This is a genomic window from Achromobacter sp. GD03932 (genome assembly GCF_029839485.1).
GTDB lineage: Bacteria > Pseudomonadota > Gammaproteobacteria > Burkholderiales > Burkholderiaceae_B > Achromobacter > Achromobacter bronchisepticus_A.
On record NZ_JAOCAT010000007.1, the window covers coordinates 57078 to 78166 of the forward strand.

The following is a 21089-nucleotide window of genomic DNA, read 5'->3' on the forward strand; positions in this document are numbered from 1 at the left end:
TTCCCGTTTCCATGTCCTTACCCTTCGATTGGTCTTTCCCCTACGCCTCCCGGAAGATGCCGGTCCTGGCCGCCAACGCGGTCGCCACCAGCCAGCCGCTGGCGGCCCAAGCCGGGCTGCGCATGCTGCTGGCCGGCGGCAACGCCGTGGACAGCGCCATCGCCACCGCCATCGCGCTGACGGTGGTCGAACCCGTCATGAACGGCATCGGCGGCGACATGTTCGCGCTGGTCTGGCATGACGGCCAGCTGCACGGCCTGAACTCCAGCGGCTGCGCGCCCGCCGCGTGGACGCCGGAGTACTTCGCCGGCCGCGACGCCATGCCCGGCACCGGCTGGGGCACGGTGACCGTGCCGGGCCAGGTCGCGGGCTGGAAGGCGCTGTCGGAACGGTTCGGCAAGCTGCCCTTCGCGCAGCTGTTCGAACCCGCCATCGCCTATGCCGAGGAAGGGTTCGCGGTATCGCCCACCATCGCCCGCCAATGGGCCACGCAGGCGCCCAAGCTGGCGCAGGAGCCAGGCTTTGCCGCCGCCTTCCTGCCAGAGGGCCGTGCACCCCAGGCCGGCGAATGGTGGCGCTTTCCCGCGCAAGGCAAGACGCTGCGCGCCATCGCCGAAAGCGGCGGCGATAGCTTCTACCGTGGCGAGCTCGCCCGCAGGATCGCCGACTTCGCCCGTCAGACCGGCGGCGCGCTCAGCGCCGAGGATCTTGCCGAGCACCGCCCCGAATGGGTCACGCCGATCTCGCAATCGTTCCGCGGCTACGAACTGCACGAGATCCCGCCCAGCGGCCAGGGCATCTCGGCGCTGATGGCGCTGGGCATGCTGGAACAGTTCGACCTGGAAAGCATGGGCCGCGACAGCGCGGACTATTACCACGTCAGCATCGAAGCGATGAAGCTGGCGTTCGCGGACCTGCACCACCACGTCGCCGATCCGCGCCACATGCGCACCAGCGCCGCCGCCCTGCTGGACCGCAGCTACCTGGCCGAGCGCGCGCGCCAGATTTCCATGGCCCGCGCCAGCGTGCCGGTCGCGGGCACGCCCGCCACCGGCGGCACCGTTTACCTGACGGCGGCCGACGCCAGCGGCACCATGGTGTCCTTCATCCAGTCCAACTACCACGGCTTCGGTTCCGGCGTGGTGGTGCCCGACACCGGCATCAGCCTGCACAACCGCGGCCTGAACTTCGTGTTGACGCCCGGCCACGCCAATCAGGTCGCGCCGCGCAAGAAGCCGATGCACACCATCATTCCGGCATTCGTCACGCGCGGCGGCCAGCCGCTGATGTCCTTCGGCGTGATGGGCGGATCGATGCAGGCCCAGGGCCATCTGCAGATGGTCACGCGCCTGGCGGCGTTCGGCCAGAACCCGCAGGCCATGAGCGACGCGCCGCGCTTCCGCGTGGAAAAAGGCCCGGTGGTCAACGTGGAATCGCACCTGCCGGCGGACGTGGTCGACGCGCTGCGCGCGCGCGGCCACAATGTCGCGGTGGCGCCTCCCGACAGCCTGGAATTTGGTTCGGCGCAACTGATCTGCCGCCTGCCGCAAGGCGGCTACGTAGCCGCGTCGGATTCGCGCCGCGACGGCCAGGCCGTGGGCTTCTGACCCGCTCCGGCCAGGCGCCACGCCTGGCCGGGTTCGACGCTTCAAGCATCGCCGCCGCTTCGGGCGGCGATGCGCTTTTGGCCGCCTGGAACACGTCGGACGACGCCATGTTCAGGCCCGCTAGGCGCGTTGCGGCAGCATCAACGCATACTGCCCTACGGCGGAACAGACGCAGCCGCTGCTGCAAATCGCACCTGACGCACCAACGCGGCTTCTTCAGCCATGATCCAGCACTGTGCCGAAAACGCCAGCGTGATCGCCGAGGCTTGCACGCCCTAGGCCTTTCGAGAAAATTCTCATTCTTTTGCACCTCCCCACCAACCAAGATTGCGGGATCCACAGCAACGCGCCAGCCTCCTCGGCAAACGCCGGTACAACGCCAAGCCCGCGAAGGCGGCATGTATCGGACGCCTCGGCTGCAAGCACGCGAGATCCCCATGAAATTCCGCGTTACCCCACTCGTGGCAAGCCTGCTCGCCGCTACGCTGCCCGCCCTCCCCGGAATCAGCCGGGCCGCGGAGCACAGCCAGATCAGGCTGCATGATCCGGACGGCAAGGGCCATATCATTCTGGCGCCCGGCAGTCTCATCCCCCATACCGGCAACGATCCCGCCATCGATGTCTCCGGCGCGGGCAACATCGTCGAAGGCGACCAGGTCACGATCAGCGCCGAGCCGGCCTCACAATCCGCCAGCGTGCGGGCCAGCGCGGGCGGTCGCGTGACGCTCACAAACAGCACGGTCACGGCCAGGAACAACCCACAGGGGCAAGGCTCCCACGCACTGCATGCCCAGGGAACGGGCAGCATCATCGATGCCAGCGACACCAACCTGTCCTTGAACGCCAGCTACTCTCATGGCGCCTACGCGCAGGATGGCGGCAAGATCGTGCTGAGGGTCGGGGCCGTTTCGACCGGGGGCGGCAACGCCTCTGCCCTGCATGCCAACGGGCCGGGCAGCACGATCGAGGCAGGCAGGCTGACAATCGCCACCAGCGGCGATCTCGCTTCCGGAGCCGTGGCGGAACGAGGCGGCTCCATCACGCTGGTGAACACCCAGATCAAGGCCACGGGGGATACCGCCCACGGTGTGCAAACGCGGGAACGCGACGGGTTTGTTTCGGTGCGCGACACCGACATCAGTGCGGCGAACGGCTCGGGCGCCTATCTCGAAGGAGGAAGACTCGAGATGCACGGCGGCACGCTGACCTCGGCCAAGCCGGCCGTTCGACTGACGTCGACATACCAGGGACAGGCAGCGACCGCCAGCATCCGCAACGCCAGGCTGACTACCACGGGCGACTTTCAATATGCAATCGACCTCAGAGCCCCCGGCACCGCGATAGATCTCGAAGACACGACTGTCTTGGCTACCGGTTCGGAGGGCCGCGGCATACAGCTCGTCGGTAAGAACACGGCCTTTTCCGCCAATCGCTTTGCCATCGCCGCCAGCCACGTCGGCATTGACAGCCGGGCCGGCAAAGTCACGCTGAACCAAGGAACGGTCGCAACCCGCATAGCCCACGGCCATGCCTTGTATGTCTCGCGCGAACTCGGCGACTCCGCCACCCTGGAGGCAAACGCAGTCCGGATCGAAACATCGGGCGCCGGGGCCATAGGCGCGCTGGCCCAACGGGCCGGCGCGCAAATCCATTTGCAAGATTCATCGGTGATCACCCATGGCGCAGGCGCCCAGGGCTTGGCCGCCATGGAAGGCGGCGGCAGGCTGTCCGCGCGGAACTCCACGATAACCACCACGGGCGCCAGCGCCGACGGACTGCTTCTGCGCAACGGAGGCGATGCCCTGCTGGACAACACGCAGTTCGACATCACGGGACTCGGAGCATCTGGTATGCGGAGCACGGGCTCCGATCCCGGCATGACCAACAGCGTGATTCTGAAGAACGGCTCACGCATCACCACACGGAACGGCGCCGCCCTGCGGATAGCCGGCGGCAATCATATGTTGACGCTGGAGAACGCCACGGTCACTGCAAGCGCGGGCGGTCAGGAAAACACGGGAATCCTGCTGCATTCAAGTGCGCTCCCCGTCATCGACCTGGGCGGAGGGAGCCCGACTATGGTGGAAGCCCGACAGATTCGGCTCTCCGCAGCCCGCTCGGTGCTGACGGGCGACATCATGATCAATAGCGGCGCCGCAGACGTCTCCCTGCGAGACGGGTCCGTCCTGACCGGCGCGGTCATCCAGCGCGACAAAGGCCGCGTCAACAGCCTGACGCTGGACAAATCCAGCGCCTGGCATGTGCGCAACGACTCCATGCTGCGCGAACTGAACAACGACGGGACAGTGCTGTTCGCAACGCCAGCGCAGAGCGGAGAATTCAAGACCCTGACGGTCAACAACTACTCGGGCGGCGGAACGTTGGTGCTCAAGACCCGGCTGGGCGACGACGCCTCTCCGACCGACCGTCTCGTGATCGACGGCGGCGCCGCATCGGGCGGCACGGCGCTGCGTATCCTCAACGCGGGCGGCGCGGGCGGCCAGACGCAACGGGGCATACGCGTCGTGGCGACCATCAATGGCGCCGTCACGACCCAGGACGCCTTCCGCCTGGATGCCGGCTCCAGCGGCTATCGCGCCAGCTCGGCCACCCTTGCGCTGAACGGCTATGACTACAGCCTGGTCCGTGGCGGTAACGGCGGCGCAGCCTCCGACTGGTACTTGAAATCGGACGGCGGGCCCCAGCCGCCTGTGATTCCGCCTGTGGTCCCACCAGTGATTCCGCCCGTGGTCCCGCCTGATCCTCCTCCCAAGCCGCCGGTCACGCCGCCCGAGGTCGTGTTGCCGCCTCCCCCGCCCGAGGTCGTATTGCCGCCTCCCCCGCCCGACGCCAGGAACGTGTCGCCGGAAAGCGGCGCCTATGCCGGAAATCTGCTCGCCAGCATGCGATTGTTCGTCCACGGCCTGCACGACCGGGCTTCCGACGAAGCCGGCGAACAGCAGGACACGGGGGAGCGCCGGTTGTGGACCCGGATCAGCGGCCGCCACGACAGCGGCCTGCGCATGGCTGAAGGCCGAGTCGACATCGACACCGACGCCGCGGTCCTGCAACTTGGAGCAGACCTGCTGCGCATGCCGGCGGGCCAGGCCGCAGCCATGTACGCTGGGCTGATGGGCGGCTATGGCGACGCGCGCACCCGCTCCACCTCGTCGCTGAGACTGCCTGGCGCTCTCTCATCGATGCAGGTACGGGCCCGCGGCAAGGTTTCCGGCCATGCTGCCGGCGCATACCTCACCTACTACTCAAACGATGCCACACGCCTGGGAGCCTACGCCGACGTCTGGATGCAATATGGACGCTATTCCAACCAGATCAGCAGCGAGCTCGGCACGGCACGGTATCGCTCGGACCTGTGGTCGGCCTCCCTGGAGTCGAGTTACGCGCTGATGCCCTTCCCTGCCGGCTCGCCGCTAGGCGGGCTGGTGGTGGAGCCGGCCGCGCAGCTGGTCTATGGCCGTTATCAGGCCCGCGACGCCACGCTGCAAGGCACTCTGATGCAAAACGACAAAGACAAGACCTGGAACAGCCGCGTGGGCGTGCGCCTGTATCCGCGCACCGCGGCCGGCGCGGCAACAGCGGCGTTGCACCCGTTTCTCGAAGCAAACTGGCGGCGCGATGGCGGTAGTGCATCCGTGCGTATGGGAGACAGCACGCTGGATACAGCATCCGCGCGCAATGCGTTCGAATTGAAGCTGGGCGCGGAGGGCCGGCTCGGCAATGCCTTGCGGCTGTCCGGGCACATCTTTGGCAAGCTCGGCAGCGGCGATCAGCGCGGCTACGGCGGCACGCTGAGGGCGGGCTATCGCTGGTAGCCTCCTGCCCTGCCTGCCTCACCCTGCGCCGATCCAGCCTGGGGCTGAGCGGCGGAGCCGGCCATCAACAAGGTGTAGCGCCGGCTCGAATAGACGGGCGCCAGCGCTACCCCCGTCTGCTCGCGCAGCCGCCGCACGTCCGCTTTCTCCACCGCCAGCAACACTCTGCCGCCGCGCGGCGGCAGCAACGCGGTTACGCCGTCCAGAGACACCCGCCCAGCCGCGCCCTGCGAGTAAAAGCGCGCCGAGAACGGCAGGCTGTCGACGAAATAGAGCGTTTCGCCGGCAGTCATCAGCGCATCGGCCCGGGCAATCAGGGTTTTTTCCGTTTTTAGCCGTTCCGGATTGGCCAGCTGTAAGCCACAGAAGACGATCACCGCAATCGGCCCCAACGCCATGCAGGCCGTCGCAACGCGGGCTGGCGCCGCGGTGCGGGCGCGGCTCAGGCACGCGCCTATCGCCAAGGCCAGCGGCGGCAAGGCCGGCAGCGCGTAGGTCCACAAGATATTGCCCGACAGGGTGAAGAAGAGCGGCGTAGCCGCGCCCCAGGCCAACAGGTAGGTCCAGCGCGGCCGGCGCAGCCATCTCCCTGCCCGCCGCGCCGGCCCGCGCCAGCGGCGCGCAAGCAGCCAGACGCCGAACACGCCCCAGGGCAGCGATGCCACGATGCCGTCCAGCCAGATGGCGCCGTAGCGCCTGCTGTGCGCCGAGCCGTAGAGGTCTCCGCTCCAGCCCGGATCCACGAAGCGCAAGAAATGCTCGCCAACGATGAAGTACTGGATGAAGCCCGGCGTCTTGAGCTCCGCCGCCACGTACCAAGGCAGCACCAGCGCCGCCAACACCACGCTTCCCGCCGCCCATGGCAGGCGCCGCAGGCTGGCCCGGACGTTCCCGTGCCACAGCATCCAGGGCACGATGGCGCCCGCCACCAGCACTACGGCCAGTGGTCCTTTGGACAACAGGCCGATCGCCAGCCCCAAAAAGAAGCCGTAGCGCCATCGCCCCGCCGCTGGCCCGCGCGACAGGATGAATGACGCCATGCTCAGCGTGACGCCCAGGGCCAGGAACGGATCGGTCAGCACCGCCCCGGCCGCGACCAGGGGCAGGAACATGGAAGCATAGGCCAGCACGGCCCAGCGGGCCGCCTGCACCGAGTATAGGCGGCGGCCCAGCGCATAAAGAATGGCGAGCGTCGCCGCCGTGGCCAGCAGCGACGGGAATCTGATGCTGAATTCGCTCAGCCCCAGCAGCCGGATCGACAGCGCCTCGGCCCAGAATCCCAGCGGGGGCTTGCCCCAGAACGGCACGCCCGGCGCGAACCAGGGCGTGATCCAGTCGCCCGTTTCCGCCATCAGCCTGGCGATCTCCGCATAGCGCGGCTCGGACGTGTCGGCGAATGGCACCAGGACCATCGCCAAGAGGCGCACGCCCAGTATCGCCGCCAGGGTGGCGGCCATGGTCCGGGCGCTCAGTTGCACGCGGCACCCCCCCCATGGCCGGATGCCGCGCTATCCGCGGGTCCGCTGTGCAGCACGTCGCGCACCAGATAGACCGGCCGCTGCTTGCTTTCCATATAGGTCTTGCCCACGTATTCACCCAACAGGCCGATGGTGATGAGCTGCACGCCGCCCATGAAGGTCATCATCGCCATCAGCGAGGGATAGCCTGCGACGTCATCGCCGAACATCAAGGTCTTGAAGATGATGGCGGCGCCGAACACTGCGCCGCCCAAGGCGGCGACCGCGCCAAGCCCCGTCGCCCAACGCAGGGGCGCGGTGGAAAACGAGGTGATGCCTTCCATGGCCAGGCGGAACAGCGCCAGGTAGCTCCATTTGGTGGTGCCGGCGGCGCGGGGCTCGCGGTCGTAGTCGATGATGCGCGTCGGCATGCCCACCCAGGCGTACAGGCCCTTCATGTAGCGGCAACGTTCGGGCAGCTGCATCAGCGCCGTCACCGCGCGCCGGCTCATCAGCCGGAAGTCGCCGGTATCGGGCGGGATCGCGGCCTTGCTCAGCCGGCTCAACAAGCGGTAATAGGCGTAGGCGGAAAGCCGCTTCAGCACGCTTTCCCCCGCGCGGCTGCGGCGCCGCATGCTGACGACGTCGGCGCCCTCTTTCCAGGCGCGGACCATGGCGGGGATGGCCTCGGGCGGATCCTGCAGATCCGCGTCCAGCAGGATGACGGCGGCCCCGGACGCATGTTCGATCCCCGCCGTCATCGCGGCCTCCTTGCCGAAGTTCCGGCTCAGCCTGACCAGCTTGATGCCGCGTTCCTCGCGCAGCAGCGTCTGCAGGTATTCGGCGCTGCCGTCGCTGCTGCCGTCATCCACGAACACGATCTCGTAGGACAGCCCCAGCGTATTCAATACCCGCCGCAGGCGCTCGTGGCAGGCGGGCAACACCTCCCTCTCGTTGAGGAACGGAATGATGACGGACAACTGTATGGGGCTGACCGCGCCCAACACAGCGATATCGATATCGGGTCTGGCATTCATCGGATCGCCTCTCTATCAGGCCTGCTCCCGCGCAAGCGACGGCTTCGATAGCTCGAGTTCGTCGGCGTCGTCGTTCCTGTGCGCCAGGCGGTAAAGGGCCGGCAGGACCAGCAGCGTGAGAATGGTGGAAGAAATGATGCCGCCGATCACCACGGTGGCCAGCGGGCGCTGGACCTCGGCACCCGTGCCGGTGGCGATCGCCATCGGCACGAAGCCCAGCGAGGCCACCAGCGCCGTCATCAGCACCGGACGCAGCCGCGTCAGCGCCCCGATGCGCACGGCCTCGGCCACGGACTTGCCCTCTACGCGCAGGCCGCTGATGAACGACAGCATCACCAGGCCGTTCAGCACCGCCACCCCGCACAGCGCGATGAAGCCCACCGCCGCGGTGATGGACAGGGGGATGCCGCGCATCCACAAGGCGATCACGCCGCCCGTCAGCGCGAAGGGAATGCCGGTGAACACCAGCAGCCCGTCCTTGACGTTGCCGAACATCGCGAACAACAGCGCGAACACCAGCACCAGCGCCGCCGGCACCACGATCTGCAGGCGCTTGGCCGCGGACTGCAGTTGCTCGAAGGTGCCGCCCCAGGAGGTCCAGTAGCCCGCGGGCACCTGCACCTTTTGCCCGATGGCGGCAGTGGCCTCCGACACGAACGAGCCCAGGTCGCGGCCGCGCACGTTGGCGCTGACCACGATGCGGCGCTTGCCGTCCTCGCGCGAGATCTGGTTGGGGCCCGGCGCCAGGTCGAAGGTGGCGACCTCGCTCAGAGGGATGTAGGCGGCCTGCGCCTGCCCGTCCTGTTTGGGCAGGGCTATGGGCAGCTTCTTCAATGCGGACAGGTTCTCGCGCACGGCCTCGGGCAGGCGCACCACGATGTCGAAGCGCCGGTCGCCCTGGAAGAAGGTTCCCGCCTCGCGGCCGCCCACGGCGATGGCCAGGGTGTCCTGGACATCCGCCATGCTCAGCCCGTAGCGCGCGGCCCGGGCGCGGTCGATGTTGACGGTCAACATCGGCAGCCCAGTGGTCTGCTCGACCTTCACTTCCGAGGCGCCCGGTATCGTCTGCAAGACCTCGGCGATCTCCGCCGCCGTACGGTTCAGCACGTCGTTGTCATCGCCGAACACCTTGACCGCTACGTCGCTGCGCACGCCCGAGATCAGCTCATTGAAGCGTAGCTGGATGGGCTGAGAGAACTCGTAGTTGTTGCCGGGAACCTGGTCAGCTTCCTTCTGGATCGCCGCCAACAGCTCGGCGCGGGTCTTCCTGGGGCTGGGCCACTGGTCCATCGGCTTGAGCATGATGTAGCCATCGGAAATGCTGGGCGGCATGGCATCGGACGCGATCTCGGCTGTGCCGGTGCGGGCGAACACGCGCTCGATCTCCGGGAACTTCTGCTTCAACCGGGTCTCCAGCTGCTTCTGCATCTCGACGGACTGCGTCAGGCTGGTGCCGGGGATCCGCAATGCCTGGATCGCCATGTCGCCTTCGTTCAGGTTGGGAATGAACTCGCTGCCCATGCGCGCCGCCAGCACCCCGCTCAACACTACGAAGACGGTTGCTCCCGCCAGGATCAGCGGCGTACGGCGCAGCGCCACGTCGAGCAGGGGCTCGTAGCGGCGCTTGGCCCAGGCCATCAGGCGATTCTCCTTTTCAGAGACGTTGTTCCCCATGAACAGCGCCACGGCGGCGGGCACGAAGGTCACGGACAGGATCATCGCCCCCAGCAGCGCCAGCACCACGGTCAGCGCCATGGGATGGAACATGCGCCCCTCCACCCCGGTCAGGGCGAAGATCGGCAGGTACACGACCATGATGATCAACTGGCCGAACAGCAACGGCCTGCGGGCCTCGCGTGCGGCCGCGAACACCTCGTGGAAGCGTTCGCTGCGCGTGAGCGGCCTGCCATGGTGCGCCCGCGCGTGGCTCAGGCGCCGCACGCAGTTCTCCACGATGACCACTGCGCCGTCGACGATGATGCCGAAGTCCAGCGCGCCCAGGCTCATCAGATTGGCGCTGACCTTGTAGGTCACCATGCCGGTAAAGGTGAACAGCATGGACAGCGGGATGATCATCGCCGTGATCAACGCCGCGCGGATGTTCCCCAGGAACACGAACAGGATGACAATGACCAGCGCCGCGCCTTCCAGCAGGTTCTTCTTGACGGTGGCGATGGCCTTGTCGATCAGGGTGGTGCGGTCGTAGACCGTCACTGCCTGCACGCCAGCCGGCAAGGACTTGTTGATGGCCTCCAGCTTGACGGACACCGCTTGGGACACCGAGCGGCTGTTCTCGCCCAACAGCATGAACACGGTGCCCAGCACCACTTCCTCGCCGTTGCTGGTGGCAGCCCCCGTGCGCAGCTCGCGCCCGATGGACACCTCGGCCACGTCGCGTATCCGGATCGCCTGGCCCTCCACGGATGCCAGCACCACGTCGCGGATGTCGTCCATGGACCGGACCTGCCCGGGCGCCCGGATCAGGTACTGCTCGCCCTTGCGTTCGATGTAGCCTGCGCCGATGTTGGCGTTGTTCCTGTCCAGCGCGGCCATGATGTCGGTCAGCGCCAGTCCGTAGGAGGCCAGCTTCTCGGTGCTGGGCGCCACCTGGTATTCCTTGGCGTAGCCGCCGATGGCATTGATCTCCGTGACGCCTGGAATGTTGCGCAGCTGCGGCTTGATGATCCAGTCCTGGATCTCGCGCAGGTCCGTGGGGGTGTAGGGCGAGCCATCCGGCTTCCTCGCGTCGTCCTGCGCCTCCACCGTCCACAGGTAGATCTCGCCCAGGCCCGAGGATATCGGCCCCATCATGGGCGTCACGCCCTCGGGCAGGTTCTCCTTCGCTTCCTGCAGGCGCTGGTTCACCAGTTGGCGGGCGAAATAGATGTCGGTGCCGTCCTTGAAGATGACCGTCACCTGCGACAGGCCGTAGCGCGACACCGAACGCGTCTGCTGCAGCCCCGGCAGGCCGGCCATCACCGTCTCTATCGGATAGGTGACGCGCTGTTCGGTTTCCAGCGGCGAATACCCCGGCGCGCCGGCATTGATCTGGACCTGGACGTTGGTGATGTCCGGCACCGCATCGATGGCGAGCCGGGAATAGTTGTAGACGCCGATGGCGGCCATGCCCAGGGTGACGAACAGCACCAGCCAGCGCTGCTCGATGGCGAAACGGATCAAACGTTCAAACATGTTCCGCTCCGCCTCAGTGTGCGTGCTCGGCGCCGGCCTTGCCCAGCTCCGACTTGAGGACGAAGGTGTTCTCGACCGCATAACGCGTGCCGGGGGCAAGCCCCGACAGCACCTCGACCCGGTCGTTCGAAGCCTTGCCCAGCTTCACCGGCTGCACCACAAAGCCGCCAGGCACCTCCACGAACACGGCAGGCTCGTTGTCGATGGTCTGGACCGCGTCGGATGCCACCGTCACCGCGGCGTCCGACATCCGCGTGACCACGTCGACGGAAACGAAAAGCCCTGGACGCCAGGCCATGTCCGGATTCTCCAACGTGACGCGCGCGGTGGCCGTACGCGTCTGCTGCCCCAGCAGCGAGCCGATGTACGACACCGTGCCCTCGGCCTTGCCGGCGAAGGCGGCGGAGCTCACGCTGGCCGCTTCGCCTACGCGTACATCCTGCAGATCCTTGGGCGCGATCACGAATTCGGCCCAGACGGTGCGCAGGTCCGACAAGGTGAAGATGCTGGCGTTGTCGGGCAAGGCCTCGCCCAGCGCGATGTGCTTCTCCACCACCACGCCGTCAAAGGGCGCGCGGATCTCCAGGCTGCCCAGGTCCTTGGAGCGCGGCTCGGCGCCCACGGTGCGCAGCTTCTGCTCCGCGTTCTGCACGGCGATTTCCGCCTCCTGCAGCGCGGTGCGCGCCGCCTGGTAGTCCTGTTCGGCGGACACCTTTTCCTGCCACAGGCGCCGTTCGCGCCTGTGGGTCTGGGCGGCCAGGTCGCGCCGCTTGGCCGCCGCCAGCCATTCGCTGCGCAGCTCGGACAGCGCGGAGCTGGACAGGACGGCGAGCAGCTCACCCTTCTTGACCTGCTGGCCCAGGTCCGCCGATACGCTTTGCACCACGCCGGCCATGCGCGGCACCACGTGCGCGGTCCGGTCCGCATTGAACTTGATCTCGCCGGGGAACTGCACTGATGTCGCCAGCGCGGCAGGCGCGGCAACCTCGGACTTGATGCCGGCCACCGCGACCTGCTCGGGCGTGAGCGCGATTTTTTCCTGTTCCTGCGGCGCCTCCGCGCCTTGTTCCGTCTCGGCATGACCGTGGTCGGCTTCGCCCGCCGCCTGCGCCGGATACAGGGGCGCCAACAGCAGCGCCGCGCACAGGCCGGCCGCGGTCCACATCTTGGGGGGTTGCTTGTTCTTGTGCTTTGCCATTTCTTATGCTCGTTTCAACGTCCAAGAATGCGGTCGATATCCGCGGAAGCCTGGTACACGGATGCCAGCACCGTCAGGTAGGCAATGTTTCCGTCGGAGAGGGTGCGCTGCGCGTCCAGCACTTCCAGAAAGCCGAACTTCCCCGCCTCGAAGCCTTTGCGCGCAGCTTCATAGGCCTGGGTGGCGCCAGGCAGGACCGCGCTGCGGTACTCGCGCGCGGAGCCCGCCGCCAGATCGAAACGGGTCACGGCCTGCAGCAGCTCTCCCATCAGGCCGGACTCCAGCTCGCGGTACTGGTCCTGTGCCTTGTAGGCCTGCATGGTGGCGGCGTAGACATTGCCCTGGTTGCGGTCGAAGATCGGCAGCGGAATGGACACGCCGAGCTGGGCCTTGTCGCGGCCCGCTTCGTTGTCGCGGGCCACGCCAGCGCTCAGCGTAATGTCGGGATAGCGCTTGCTCTTCTCGACCTCCAGCTGCGCCTGCCCCAGGTCGACGGCAAGCTTGCCGCCCCGCATCCTGGGCGATGCGGCCAGGCCTGCCCGCAGCTCGTCTATCGACGCCCGTTCCGGCAGTGCGTTCAGATCCGCGCCCACGCTGGCAAAGGCCGGCTCCGGTTCGCCCCAGAGCAAGCCGAGCTTGCGGCGCGCGCCCAGCAGCGCAGCCTCGGCCGCGCGCGCCTCGATGCGCGCATTGGCCAGGGCGACCTGGGCCTTGCTGCCCTCCAGCGGCGGCGCCTTGCCGGCGGCCACGCGCCTCTCCGCCAGCCGCATGGCGCCGCTGGCGATATCCACGGTGCCGCGCGTCACGCGCACGGACTCCTGCGCCACCGCCACGTCGAAGTAGGCCGCAATGACCGCCGCCCGCAGGCCGGCCCGAGTGTCCGCCACGCCCTGGCGCGCCAGGTCCCTGGACAGCCCCGCCGCCTTGACCCGCGCGGCGCGCTTACCGCCGGTTTCCAGCGGGACGTTCAACATGGCGGTAGTGGTGCGCGTGGCCGATTGCGTGTCGTCCACGCTCACGTCGATGGAAGGGTTGGGCAGCACGCCCGCCTGCTTGAGCAGGCCCTCGCTCGCCGCGGCCTCATTCTTCGCCGCGGAAAATCCGGGATTGCGCTCGAGCGCCGCGGCCAGGGCGCGCTCCAGCGTCAGCACGCCGCCATTCTGGCTCTGCTGCGCCGGCGCAGGCATTCGGGCCGCGGCCGCGTCCTGGGCGGACGCAGAAGCAGACGCGGCAATCATCAGGGCCGCCAGGGTCAGCGGCAGGACGGATACATGCATGGTTCAACCAAGAAAAGGGCGAGCCGGCAATGTATCCAGGCGGGTTCGTCAATCGAGCGACAGAAAAATGACATTTCCGTAAGGTTCGCGGCCTTACGAAAACGTAATCAGGGCGTCGGCGAATTGACGGGCATGGGTCCGTAGAGTGTCACCGTCGCTACACAAACAGCGTGTATGCGCCTGACGCAACACCGCGACCGGCGCCGCGCTCAACCTGGGAGATATCCATGAAGATCAAAACCATTTCCGCTGTCCTCGCCCTGGGTTCCGCCCTGGCCCTTCCCTTTGCCGCCAGCGCATCCAGCACCTGGCACCAGACCAACACCGAGATCGGCTACGCCATCGCGCCGGATCACGCCGCCAGCGGCAAGACGCGCGACGAAGTAAAGACCGAACTGGCCGTGGCCAAGTCCGACCCTAAGCAGTGGTTCCTGACCAATCTGAACGCCGCCAAGCCGGGCTGGGCCAAGCAAGGCACCTCCCGCACCCGCGCCGATGCCATGGCGGAGCTGGAAGCCATGACGCCGGCCGAACGCGCCCGCCTGGACGAGATCTACACCCCGGGCTGAGCGCCGGGCCCGTGGCGCACGCGCTCCGCGTGCCCGCCAGCGCTGCACAGGGCGGCTGGGCCGCCCTGTTTGCGTTTATTCCCGCAGAACGATTCCGCCTAGAATAGACGCAGCATCCGAGGACTTCCGCGCACTCTTTTTATTTCCGCTGACATGAAAGTACTCGTAATCGAAGACGAAAAAAAACTCGCCGAGTACTTGCGGCGAGCGCTGACCGAACACAACTACGTGGTCGATGTGGCCCAGGACGGCGTCACCGGACTGCATCTGGTGCGTGAAAGCCAGTACGACCTAGTCCTGCTGGACGTGATGCTGCCCGCCATGGACGGCTTTTCGGTGCTGGCCGAGATCCGCAAGACCAGCCGCGTCCCGGTCCTGATGCTGACCGCGCGCGATAAGCTCGAAGACCGGGTCAAGGGCCTGCGCGACGGCGCCGACGACTACCTGGCCAAGCCTTTCGCCCTGTCGGAACTGCTGGCTCGCGTGCTGGCGCTGGGCCGACGCAGCGGCCACGGCCAGACCGAGACCATTGCCCAGAACGTGCTGCGCATCGACGGGCTGGAACTGGACCTGCTGCGCCGGCGCGCCAGCCGCGACGGGGTACGGCTGGACCTGACCGCCAAGGAATTCACCCTGCTGGCCCTGCTGATGCGCAAGCAGGGCGAAGTCCTGTCGCGACTGGAACTGGCCGAACAGGTGTGGGACATCAACTTCAACAGCAACACCAACGTGGTCGAAGTCGCGATCCGCCGCCTGCGCGGAAAGGTCGACGAACCCTTCGACAAGAAACTGCTGCACACCGTGCGCGGCATGGGCTACGTGCTCGAACCGCGGAGCGACTGATGCCCGGGCAGCGCCCCAAATCGCTGCATCGCTGGCTGTCGCGCTGGCTGGCGATCCAGACCTTCATTGCGCTCGGCCTGGTATGCGTGGCGGTCTATTACGCGACCAACCTCAACCTGGCCAGCCGCCAGGAAGCGCTGCTGCAGCAGAAGGTCGAAGTCGTACGGCACCTGGTCGAGGAAAACGCCGCCAGCCAGGACTCCACCCGCCTGCGCCACAAGCTCAGCGACTTCTTCTATGGCCGCCCCGACTTCTCGCTGGTGCTGGAGATCGACGGCGAAAAGGTCTATTACGGCAGCCCCATCGCCGGCGACAACGACTTCACGCATGAGCGGCGCATCGCCTTCACGCTGCCCTTCCCCGGCGGGCCCGGCGACGCCATGAACGCCGAGCTGGTGCTGGACATCTCCAGCGATATCCTCCTGCGCAAGGCGCTGGCCTGGACCCTGTTCGCCTGCGCCCTGGCCGGCGCCATCGTCGTGGCGGCGGTCGGAACCCTGCTGGTGCGCAGAGGGCTGGCGCCACTGGATGCGCTGGGCAAGCAGGCCGCGCAACTGTCTCCTGACCGCATCGGCGAACGGCTGGACGAAAGCGGCCAACCCTGCGAGATCCGGCCCCTGGTGCGCCAGTTCAACGCGGTGCTGCAGCGGCTGGAGCGCGCCTACGTGCAGATGGAGGGATTCAACGCCGACGTAGCCCACGAGATGCGCACGCCGCTGGCAACGCTGATCGGCGAGACCGAGCTGGCGCTGAGCACGCGCCCGTCGCCGCAGGCCTTGCGCGAAACATTGGGTTCCAACCTGGAAGAACTGCAGCGCCTCTCCAGCATCGTCAACGACATGCTGTTCCTGTCGCAGGCCGACCGCGGCGCGCAGGCGCGAGGCAGCTGGCAAGCCAGCCTGGCCGCCATCGTCCAGGAGGTGACGCAGTACCACGAGGCCGAGGCCCTGGACGCGGGGGTCGATATCGCGGTGGTAGGCGATGCGTCGGCGCAGGTCGATCGCACCCTGTTTCAGCGCGCCGTGTCGAACCTGGTCTCGAACGCCGTACGCTATGCCGCTCCGGACAGCGTGATCGAGGTCGAGATCAAGCCCGGCAGCGCTGGCGAAATCCTGATCTCGGTGCGCAACGCGGGCGAACCGATACCGGAAGAACATCTGCCGCGGCTTTTCTACCGCTTCTACCGCAGCGACAGCGCGCGTGAGTTCGATGCCAACCATCATGGGCTGGGATTGGCTATCGTCGCCGCGATCGCGCGCATGCACGGCGGCCGCAGCTACGCCAGGTCGGCCAACCGGACCACCACCATAGGCTTCAGCATCGCGGCGGCCGACATTACAGAAACCTAATCCGCCTGCCCGGATTCTGTCGGCGCCCCTTGCCTAGAATTTCTCCACGCCCCTCGAAGCATGGAGAAAATATGAACCGTCTGACCCTGTTGATCCTCGCCGTTTCCGTCGCCGTCGCGGCCCCGGCCGTCCAGGCCGAGCCGATGACCCGTGAACAGGTCAAGCTCGAGTTGGCGCAGGCAAAGAACGCCGGCCTCGTCACCTATGGCGACCTGGATTACCCGCCGTCCCCGCCCGCCGCCGCGTCCAAGACCCGCGCGCAAGTGCGCGCCGATCTGGCGCTGTGGAAGCGCTCGGGCATGGCAGATCTCTACCGCGGGTCGCAGAAACCCGATGTCTTCAGCCTCAAGTACCGCCAGCGCCACGCCGAATATGTGAGGATGCGCACGGGCGCGGAATACCTGCGGCAGCTGGAGATCGAGAACCGCAGGCAATAGGCCCTGCAAACGCGCGGCACAATGCCGCGCGCCCGGAGGTCACATCGGCTTGAGATCGACCTCTTTGGCGATCTTGCCGAAGGTTTCCAAATCGCTCTTTACGCGCGCCGTGGTTTCAGCCGGCGTCGACACGCGCGGGATCATCGCCAGGTCCAGCAGGCGTTGCTTCATTTCCGGCTTGGCGAACTCGCGCGCCAGGGCCTGCTGGATCTTGTCGACGATCTCGTCCGGCGTGCCCTTGGGCGCGGCCAGACCGAACCAGGCGACCGCGGAGAACCCGGGCAAGCCGGCTTCTGGCGCGGTGGGCACATCGGGCAAGGCCGCCACGCGTTCCGGATTGGTGACGAACAAGGGCCGCACCTTGCCGGCCTTGATGAAGGGCGTTTGTACACCCGTGTTGTCCAGCACGGCATCGATATGGCCGCCCAGCAAATCGTTCATGGCCGGGCTGCTGCCCTTGTAGGGCACGATGTTGACCTGCATGCCGGCGGCACGCGCGAACATGAGCTGGGTCAGGTGCTGCTGGGTGCCCAGGCCGGCATTGCCGAAGGTGATCTTGTTCGGGTTCTTGCGGCCGTAGTCGATGAATTCCTTGAGATTCTTGGCGGGGAATTCATTGTTCGTGACCACCACGAAAGGCAGGTCGACCAGCACAGTGATCTGCTTGAAGTCTTCCAGCGGCTTGTAGCGCAGCTTGTAGACGTAGGGATTGACGGCCATGGTGCCGCTGGCGGTCAGCGCCAGCGTGTAGCCGTCCGGCTCGGCGCGCGAGACGAACTCGGTACCCAGCACGCCGCCCGCGCCCGGCTTGGCCTCGACGATGGCGGGCTTGCCCAGCTCGGTCTGCAGGGCTTGCGCGGCGAAGCGCGCCAGCATGTCGGCCGACCCGCCCGTTGCGTAGGGCAGGACGATCGTGATCGGCTTGCTGGGATAGGCGTCCGCGGCCATCGCGGGCGCGGCGATCCCGGCCGCCAGACAGGCAGCGGCCAGAGTTTTCAGATGCTTGACCATCAATGATTTCCCCTCGTGGTGTATCGACTGCGCTTGCACCGGGGGAAGATTAAGCGGTCCCGCGTTATATGGCTAATCAACAATTAAAATAGATCTCTATCACCAATTTTGATAATCATCTGAGACTGCGATGCTGACCTCGATGGACTTGAACCTGCTACGCATCTTTGATGCGGTCATGACCGAACGCAACGTCACGCGTGCGGCCTCTGCGCTGCACATGACGCAGCCCGCAGTCAGCAATGCCATCAACCGGCTGCGCCTGACTTTGAAGGACCCGCTGTTCGTGAAGATACAGGGCGGCGTGCTGCCCACGCAGCGCGCCGAACTCCTGTGGCCCCCGATCCGCGACGCGCTGGCCCGCATCGCCGACACACTGGAACGCAACGATTTCGATCCGGCGCGCTCCGAGGCCGTGTTCCGCATGGCCATGTCCGACTACGTGGCGGATCAGGTCATCCGGCCGCTGTTCGTGGAGCAGCAGACGGTGGCGCCCAATGTCCGCATCCATCTGCATCCCTACTCGCTGGACAACGCCGGCGTGCTGCTGGAAAAAGGCGAAGTCGACATGGCGGCGGGCGTGTATTCGAACTTCGGCTCGTCCCTGCGCACCCTGCCGCTGGAAACGCTGACCTACGTCTGCGCCATGCGCAAAGGGCATCCGCTGCTGGCGCAGCCGCGCTTCACGCTGGACAGCTTCCTGCGCGCGCGGCACCTGATGGTCAGCCTGCTGGGCACGCCGACCCTGATCGACCATGAGCTCGCGCCCCACGGCTACAAGCGCAATGTGGTGCTCACCATCAACCAGTTCGCGCTGGCGCCGCGCTTGCTGGCCGAAACCGACCTGATCTGCGTGGTGCCCCTGAACACCGTGCGCAACAGTCCCTACAGCCATCTACTGGAAGCCGTCGAGGCGCCCTTTCCCTTCGCCCAGCGAACCGTCAACCTGATCTGGCACGAACGCTCGGACAACATTCCGGCGCATCGCTGGCTGCGCGAGGAAATCCTGAAGGTTTGCCAGGCGCAGGGGATGGTGTTCGACCAGGCGCAGCCGGCGGAGTCCCATCCGTACTGATAAATCATTCATGCCAGTGATAATCACTGATACCAATCTTTGATTGGACCGAATGATGGTGCATCAATAGCATTCTGGTCATCCCACTCCCGGCGCCTTGTGCGCCAGCATCCTGGAGACCAGCGTGACCCAGACCGCATCCGCCCCGGGCGCCCGCCGTTTTCGCGTCGGCTTCGACGTAGGCGGCACGTTCACCGATTTCACCCTGCTTGCCGAGCACTCCGGTGAACTGCACTATTTCAAGGTGCCCTCCACGCCGCACGATCCGGCCGAGGCCATCCAGACGGGCCTGGCCCATCTGATCCGCGAACACGAGATCGCCGGCTCCGAACTCGCGCACGTGGGCCACGGCACCACGGTGGCCACCAACATGGTCATCGAGCGCAGGGGTTCGCGCTGCGCGCTGGTCACCACGCGCGGCTTTCGCGACGTGCTGGAGATCGGCCGGCAGACACGCCCCCATCTCTACGACTACAACGTCACCAAGCCGCAGCCGCTGGCGCCGCGCGAGTGGCGCTTCGAAGTGACTGAACGCGTCGGCGCGGATGGTTCGGTGCTGCAGGCGCTGGACGAAGACGAGGTGGTGGCAGTGGCGCGCGAGCTGGCCGCAGCCCGCGTCGAATCGGTCGCCATCTGCTTCATGCACAGCTACCGCAACGATGCGCACGAACGCCGCACCCGCGACATCCTGGCCGAGCACCTGCCGGGCGTCTACCTGAGCGTTTCCAGCGAAATTCTGCCGGAGTTCCGCGAGTACGAGCGCATGTCCACCACTGCGCTCAACGCCTATGTCGGCCCGCGCATGGCCGGCTACATGCGCAGCCTGGTCAGTTCGGTACGCGCCATGGGCGTGGCGGCCGAGCCGACCACGGTGCATTCCAACGGCGGCCTGATGTCCGTGGAATCGGTGCTGACGGCGCCGGTGCGCACCTGCGTGTCGGGCCCGGCCGCTGGCGTGATCGGCGCCACCGAACTCGGCCGCGTGGCGGGCCTGCCCAACCTGATCACCTTCGACGTGGGCGGCACCAGCACCGACGTGTCGCTGGTGGCCGAGCTGCGGCCGCTGTTCACCTCCAGCCGCCTGGTGGCCGACTATCCGGTCAAGACCCAGATGGTGGACGTGCACGTCATCGGCGCGGGCGGAGGCAGCATCGCGCGCATCGACGACGCGGGCGCGCTGAAGGTCGGCCCGCAGAGCGCGGGCGCGGTCCCTGGTCCCATCGCCTACAACCGCGGCGGCCAGGTCGTGACCATCACCGACGCCCACGTCGTGCTGGGCCGACTGAACCCGGTCGCGCTGTTGGAAGGCCGCATGGCCGTGCATGCGCGCCAGGCGCGCGAGGCGCTGGAGGCGCAGATCGCCCGCCCGCTGGGGCTGAGCGTGGAGGAAGCCGCCTACGGCATTCTGCGCATCGCCAACTCCAACATGGCGCGTGCGGTGCGCGCGGTCTCCACCGAACGGGGTCACGACATCCGCAAGTTTGCCCTCTGCGCCTTTGGCGGCGCGGGCGGCCTGCATGCCGCCGAACTGGCGCGCGATTGCGGCATCGGCACCCTGCTGATCCCGCAAGAACCCGGCACCATGTGCGCGCGCGGCATCCTGCTGTCCGACATTTCCATGGACTTCGTGCAGACGCTGATGGCGCACGCCACCGCGAACGGCTGGACCGCCGTGCGGCAGGCGCTGGAAGCCCTGGCCGGCAAGGCGCGCGCCTGGCTGTCCAGCGAAGGCGTGGGCGACTCGGAGCAGCGCCTGTCCGCCGTGATCGACGCACGCTACCAGGGCCAGAACTTCGAGATCGCCGTGCCGCTGGACGGCATGCAACTGATGCCGCTGGATGCGTTCGTGGCGGCATTCAGCGCGGCGCACGTGCGCGAGTATGGCTATGACGCCGCCGGCCGTCCGGTGGAGATCGTCAATTGCCGCGTGCGCGCCACCGGCCTGGTGCCGCGCGCGCCCGTGGCCCGCGTGCAAGGCGGCGAAAGCGTGGCCGGCGCCTTGAAGGAACGCCGCAACGTGTACTTCGAAGGGGAGGGATGGGTGGACACGCCCATCCTGCGCCGCGCCCTCCTGCCGGTGGGCGTGCCCCTGGACGGGCCGGCCGTGATCGAGGAAATGAGCTCGACCACCGTCGTGCTGCCGGGCCAGCAGGCGCGCGCCGACGAATACGGCAACCTCGTCGTCAACCTCAACAGCTAAGGCG

The 21089-nt window shown here is 67.0% G+C and carries 14 protein-coding genes; 8 read left to right on the forward strand and 6 right to left on the reverse strand.

Going from position 1 to position 21089, the window contains the following annotated elements; genetic code table 11:
* The first annotated feature begins 11 nt into the window (after positions 1–11).
* Together ggt and N5C88_RS08570 are read left to right on the forward strand one after the other, a co-directional pair.
* Positions 12–1607 carry a gamma-glutamyltransferase gene (gene ggt / locus N5C88_RS08565; protein ID WP_280015151.1) on the forward strand — a complete coding sequence of 532 codons (1596 nt, stop codon included), beginning with the start codon at positions 12–14 and terminating at the stop codon, positions 1605–1607.
* A gap of 437 nt (positions 1608–2044) precedes the next feature.
* Complete coding sequence (locus N5C88_RS08570; protein WP_280015152.1) at positions 2045–5440, forward strand: autotransporter outer membrane beta-barrel domain-containing protein; 3396 nt, start codon at positions 2045–2047, stop codon at positions 5438–5440.
* Here N5C88_RS08570 and N5C88_RS08575 read toward each other — a convergent pair.
* The 5 genes from N5C88_RS08575 to N5C88_RS08595 are packed head-to-tail and all read right to left on the reverse strand — an operon-like array spanning position 5428 to position 13601.
* A complete protein-coding gene (locus tag N5C88_RS08575) occupies positions 5428–6918 on the reverse strand; it encodes a glycosyltransferase family 39 protein (RefSeq protein WP_280015153.1) in 1491 nt (496 codons plus the stop codon). The two genes, N5C88_RS08570 and N5C88_RS08575, sit on opposite strands and share 13 nt — an antisense overlap.
* Positions 6909–7934: a glycosyltransferase family 2 protein gene (locus N5C88_RS08580; protein WP_280015154.1), complete on the reverse strand. Its 1026-nt coding sequence runs from the start codon at positions 7932–7934 to the stop codon at positions 6909–6911. The genes N5C88_RS08575 and N5C88_RS08580 overlap by 10 nt, the downstream gene beginning before the upstream one ends.
* Positions 7935–7949: 15 nt before the next feature.
* Complete coding sequence (locus tag N5C88_RS08585) at positions 7950–11126, reverse strand: CusA/CzcA family heavy metal efflux RND transporter (protein WP_118933221.1); 3177 nt, start codon at positions 11124–11126, stop codon at positions 7950–7952.
* A gap of 13 nt (positions 11127–11139) precedes the next feature.
* Positions 11140–12324 carry an efflux RND transporter periplasmic adaptor subunit gene (locus N5C88_RS08590; protein WP_251881427.1) on the reverse strand — a complete coding sequence of 395 codons (1185 nt, stop codon included), beginning with the start codon at positions 12322–12324 and terminating at the stop codon, positions 11140–11142.
* A 14-nt stretch (positions 12325–12338) separates the two neighbouring features.
* Positions 12339–13601, reverse strand: a complete 1263-nt coding sequence (locus tag N5C88_RS08595; protein WP_280015155.1) for a TolC family protein — start codon at positions 13599–13601, stop codon at positions 12339–12341.
* A 227-nt stretch (positions 13602–13828) separates the two neighbouring features.
* Here N5C88_RS08595 and N5C88_RS08600 point away from each other — a divergent pair, with 227 nt between their 5' ends.
* The 4 genes from N5C88_RS08600 to N5C88_RS08615 all read left to right on the forward strand — a co-directional run bounded on the left by N5C88_RS08600 (position 13829) and on the right by N5C88_RS08615 (position 16799).
* On the forward strand, positions 13829–14170 hold the full coding sequence (locus N5C88_RS08600; protein WP_118933224.1) for a DUF4148 domain-containing protein: 342 nt from the start codon (positions 13829–13831) through the stop codon (positions 14168–14170).
* Between the two features lie 153 nt (positions 14171–14323).
* Positions 14324–15013: a heavy metal response regulator transcription factor gene (locus tag N5C88_RS08605; RefSeq protein ID WP_054453490.1), complete on the forward strand. Its 690-nt coding sequence runs from the start codon at positions 14324–14326 to the stop codon at positions 15011–15013.
* Positions 15013–16362, forward strand: coding sequence for a heavy metal sensor histidine kinase (locus tag N5C88_RS08610; RefSeq protein ID WP_059371857.1), 1350 nt, complete (start codon positions 15013–15015; stop codon positions 16360–16362). Before N5C88_RS08605 ends, N5C88_RS08610 begins: the two co-directional genes overlap by 1 nt.
* A gap of 71 nt (positions 16363–16433) precedes the next feature.
* On the forward strand, positions 16434–16799 hold the full coding sequence (locus N5C88_RS08615) for a DUF4148 domain-containing protein (protein ID WP_118933225.1): 366 nt from the start codon (positions 16434–16436) through the stop codon (positions 16797–16799).
* Positions 16800–16838: 39 nt separating this feature from the next.
* Here the strand turns inward: N5C88_RS08615 and N5C88_RS08620 are convergent, their stop codons facing one another.
* Entirely contained in the window at positions 16839–17810 is a 972-nt protein-coding gene (locus N5C88_RS08620) for a tripartite tricarboxylate transporter substrate binding protein (RefSeq protein WP_054453494.1), read from the reverse strand.
* A gap of 130 nt (positions 17811–17940) precedes the next feature.
* Between N5C88_RS08620 and N5C88_RS08625 the strand changes: the two genes are divergently transcribed.
* Entirely contained in the window at positions 17941–18885 is a 945-nt protein-coding gene (locus tag N5C88_RS08625) for a LysR family transcriptional regulator (protein WP_251881419.1), read from the forward strand.
* 124 nt (positions 18886–19009) lie between these two features.
* A complete protein-coding gene (locus tag N5C88_RS08630; protein ID WP_280015157.1) occupies positions 19010–21085 on the forward strand; it encodes a hydantoinase/oxoprolinase family protein in 2076 nt (691 codons plus the stop codon).
* Positions 21086–21089 lie beyond the last annotated feature (4 nt).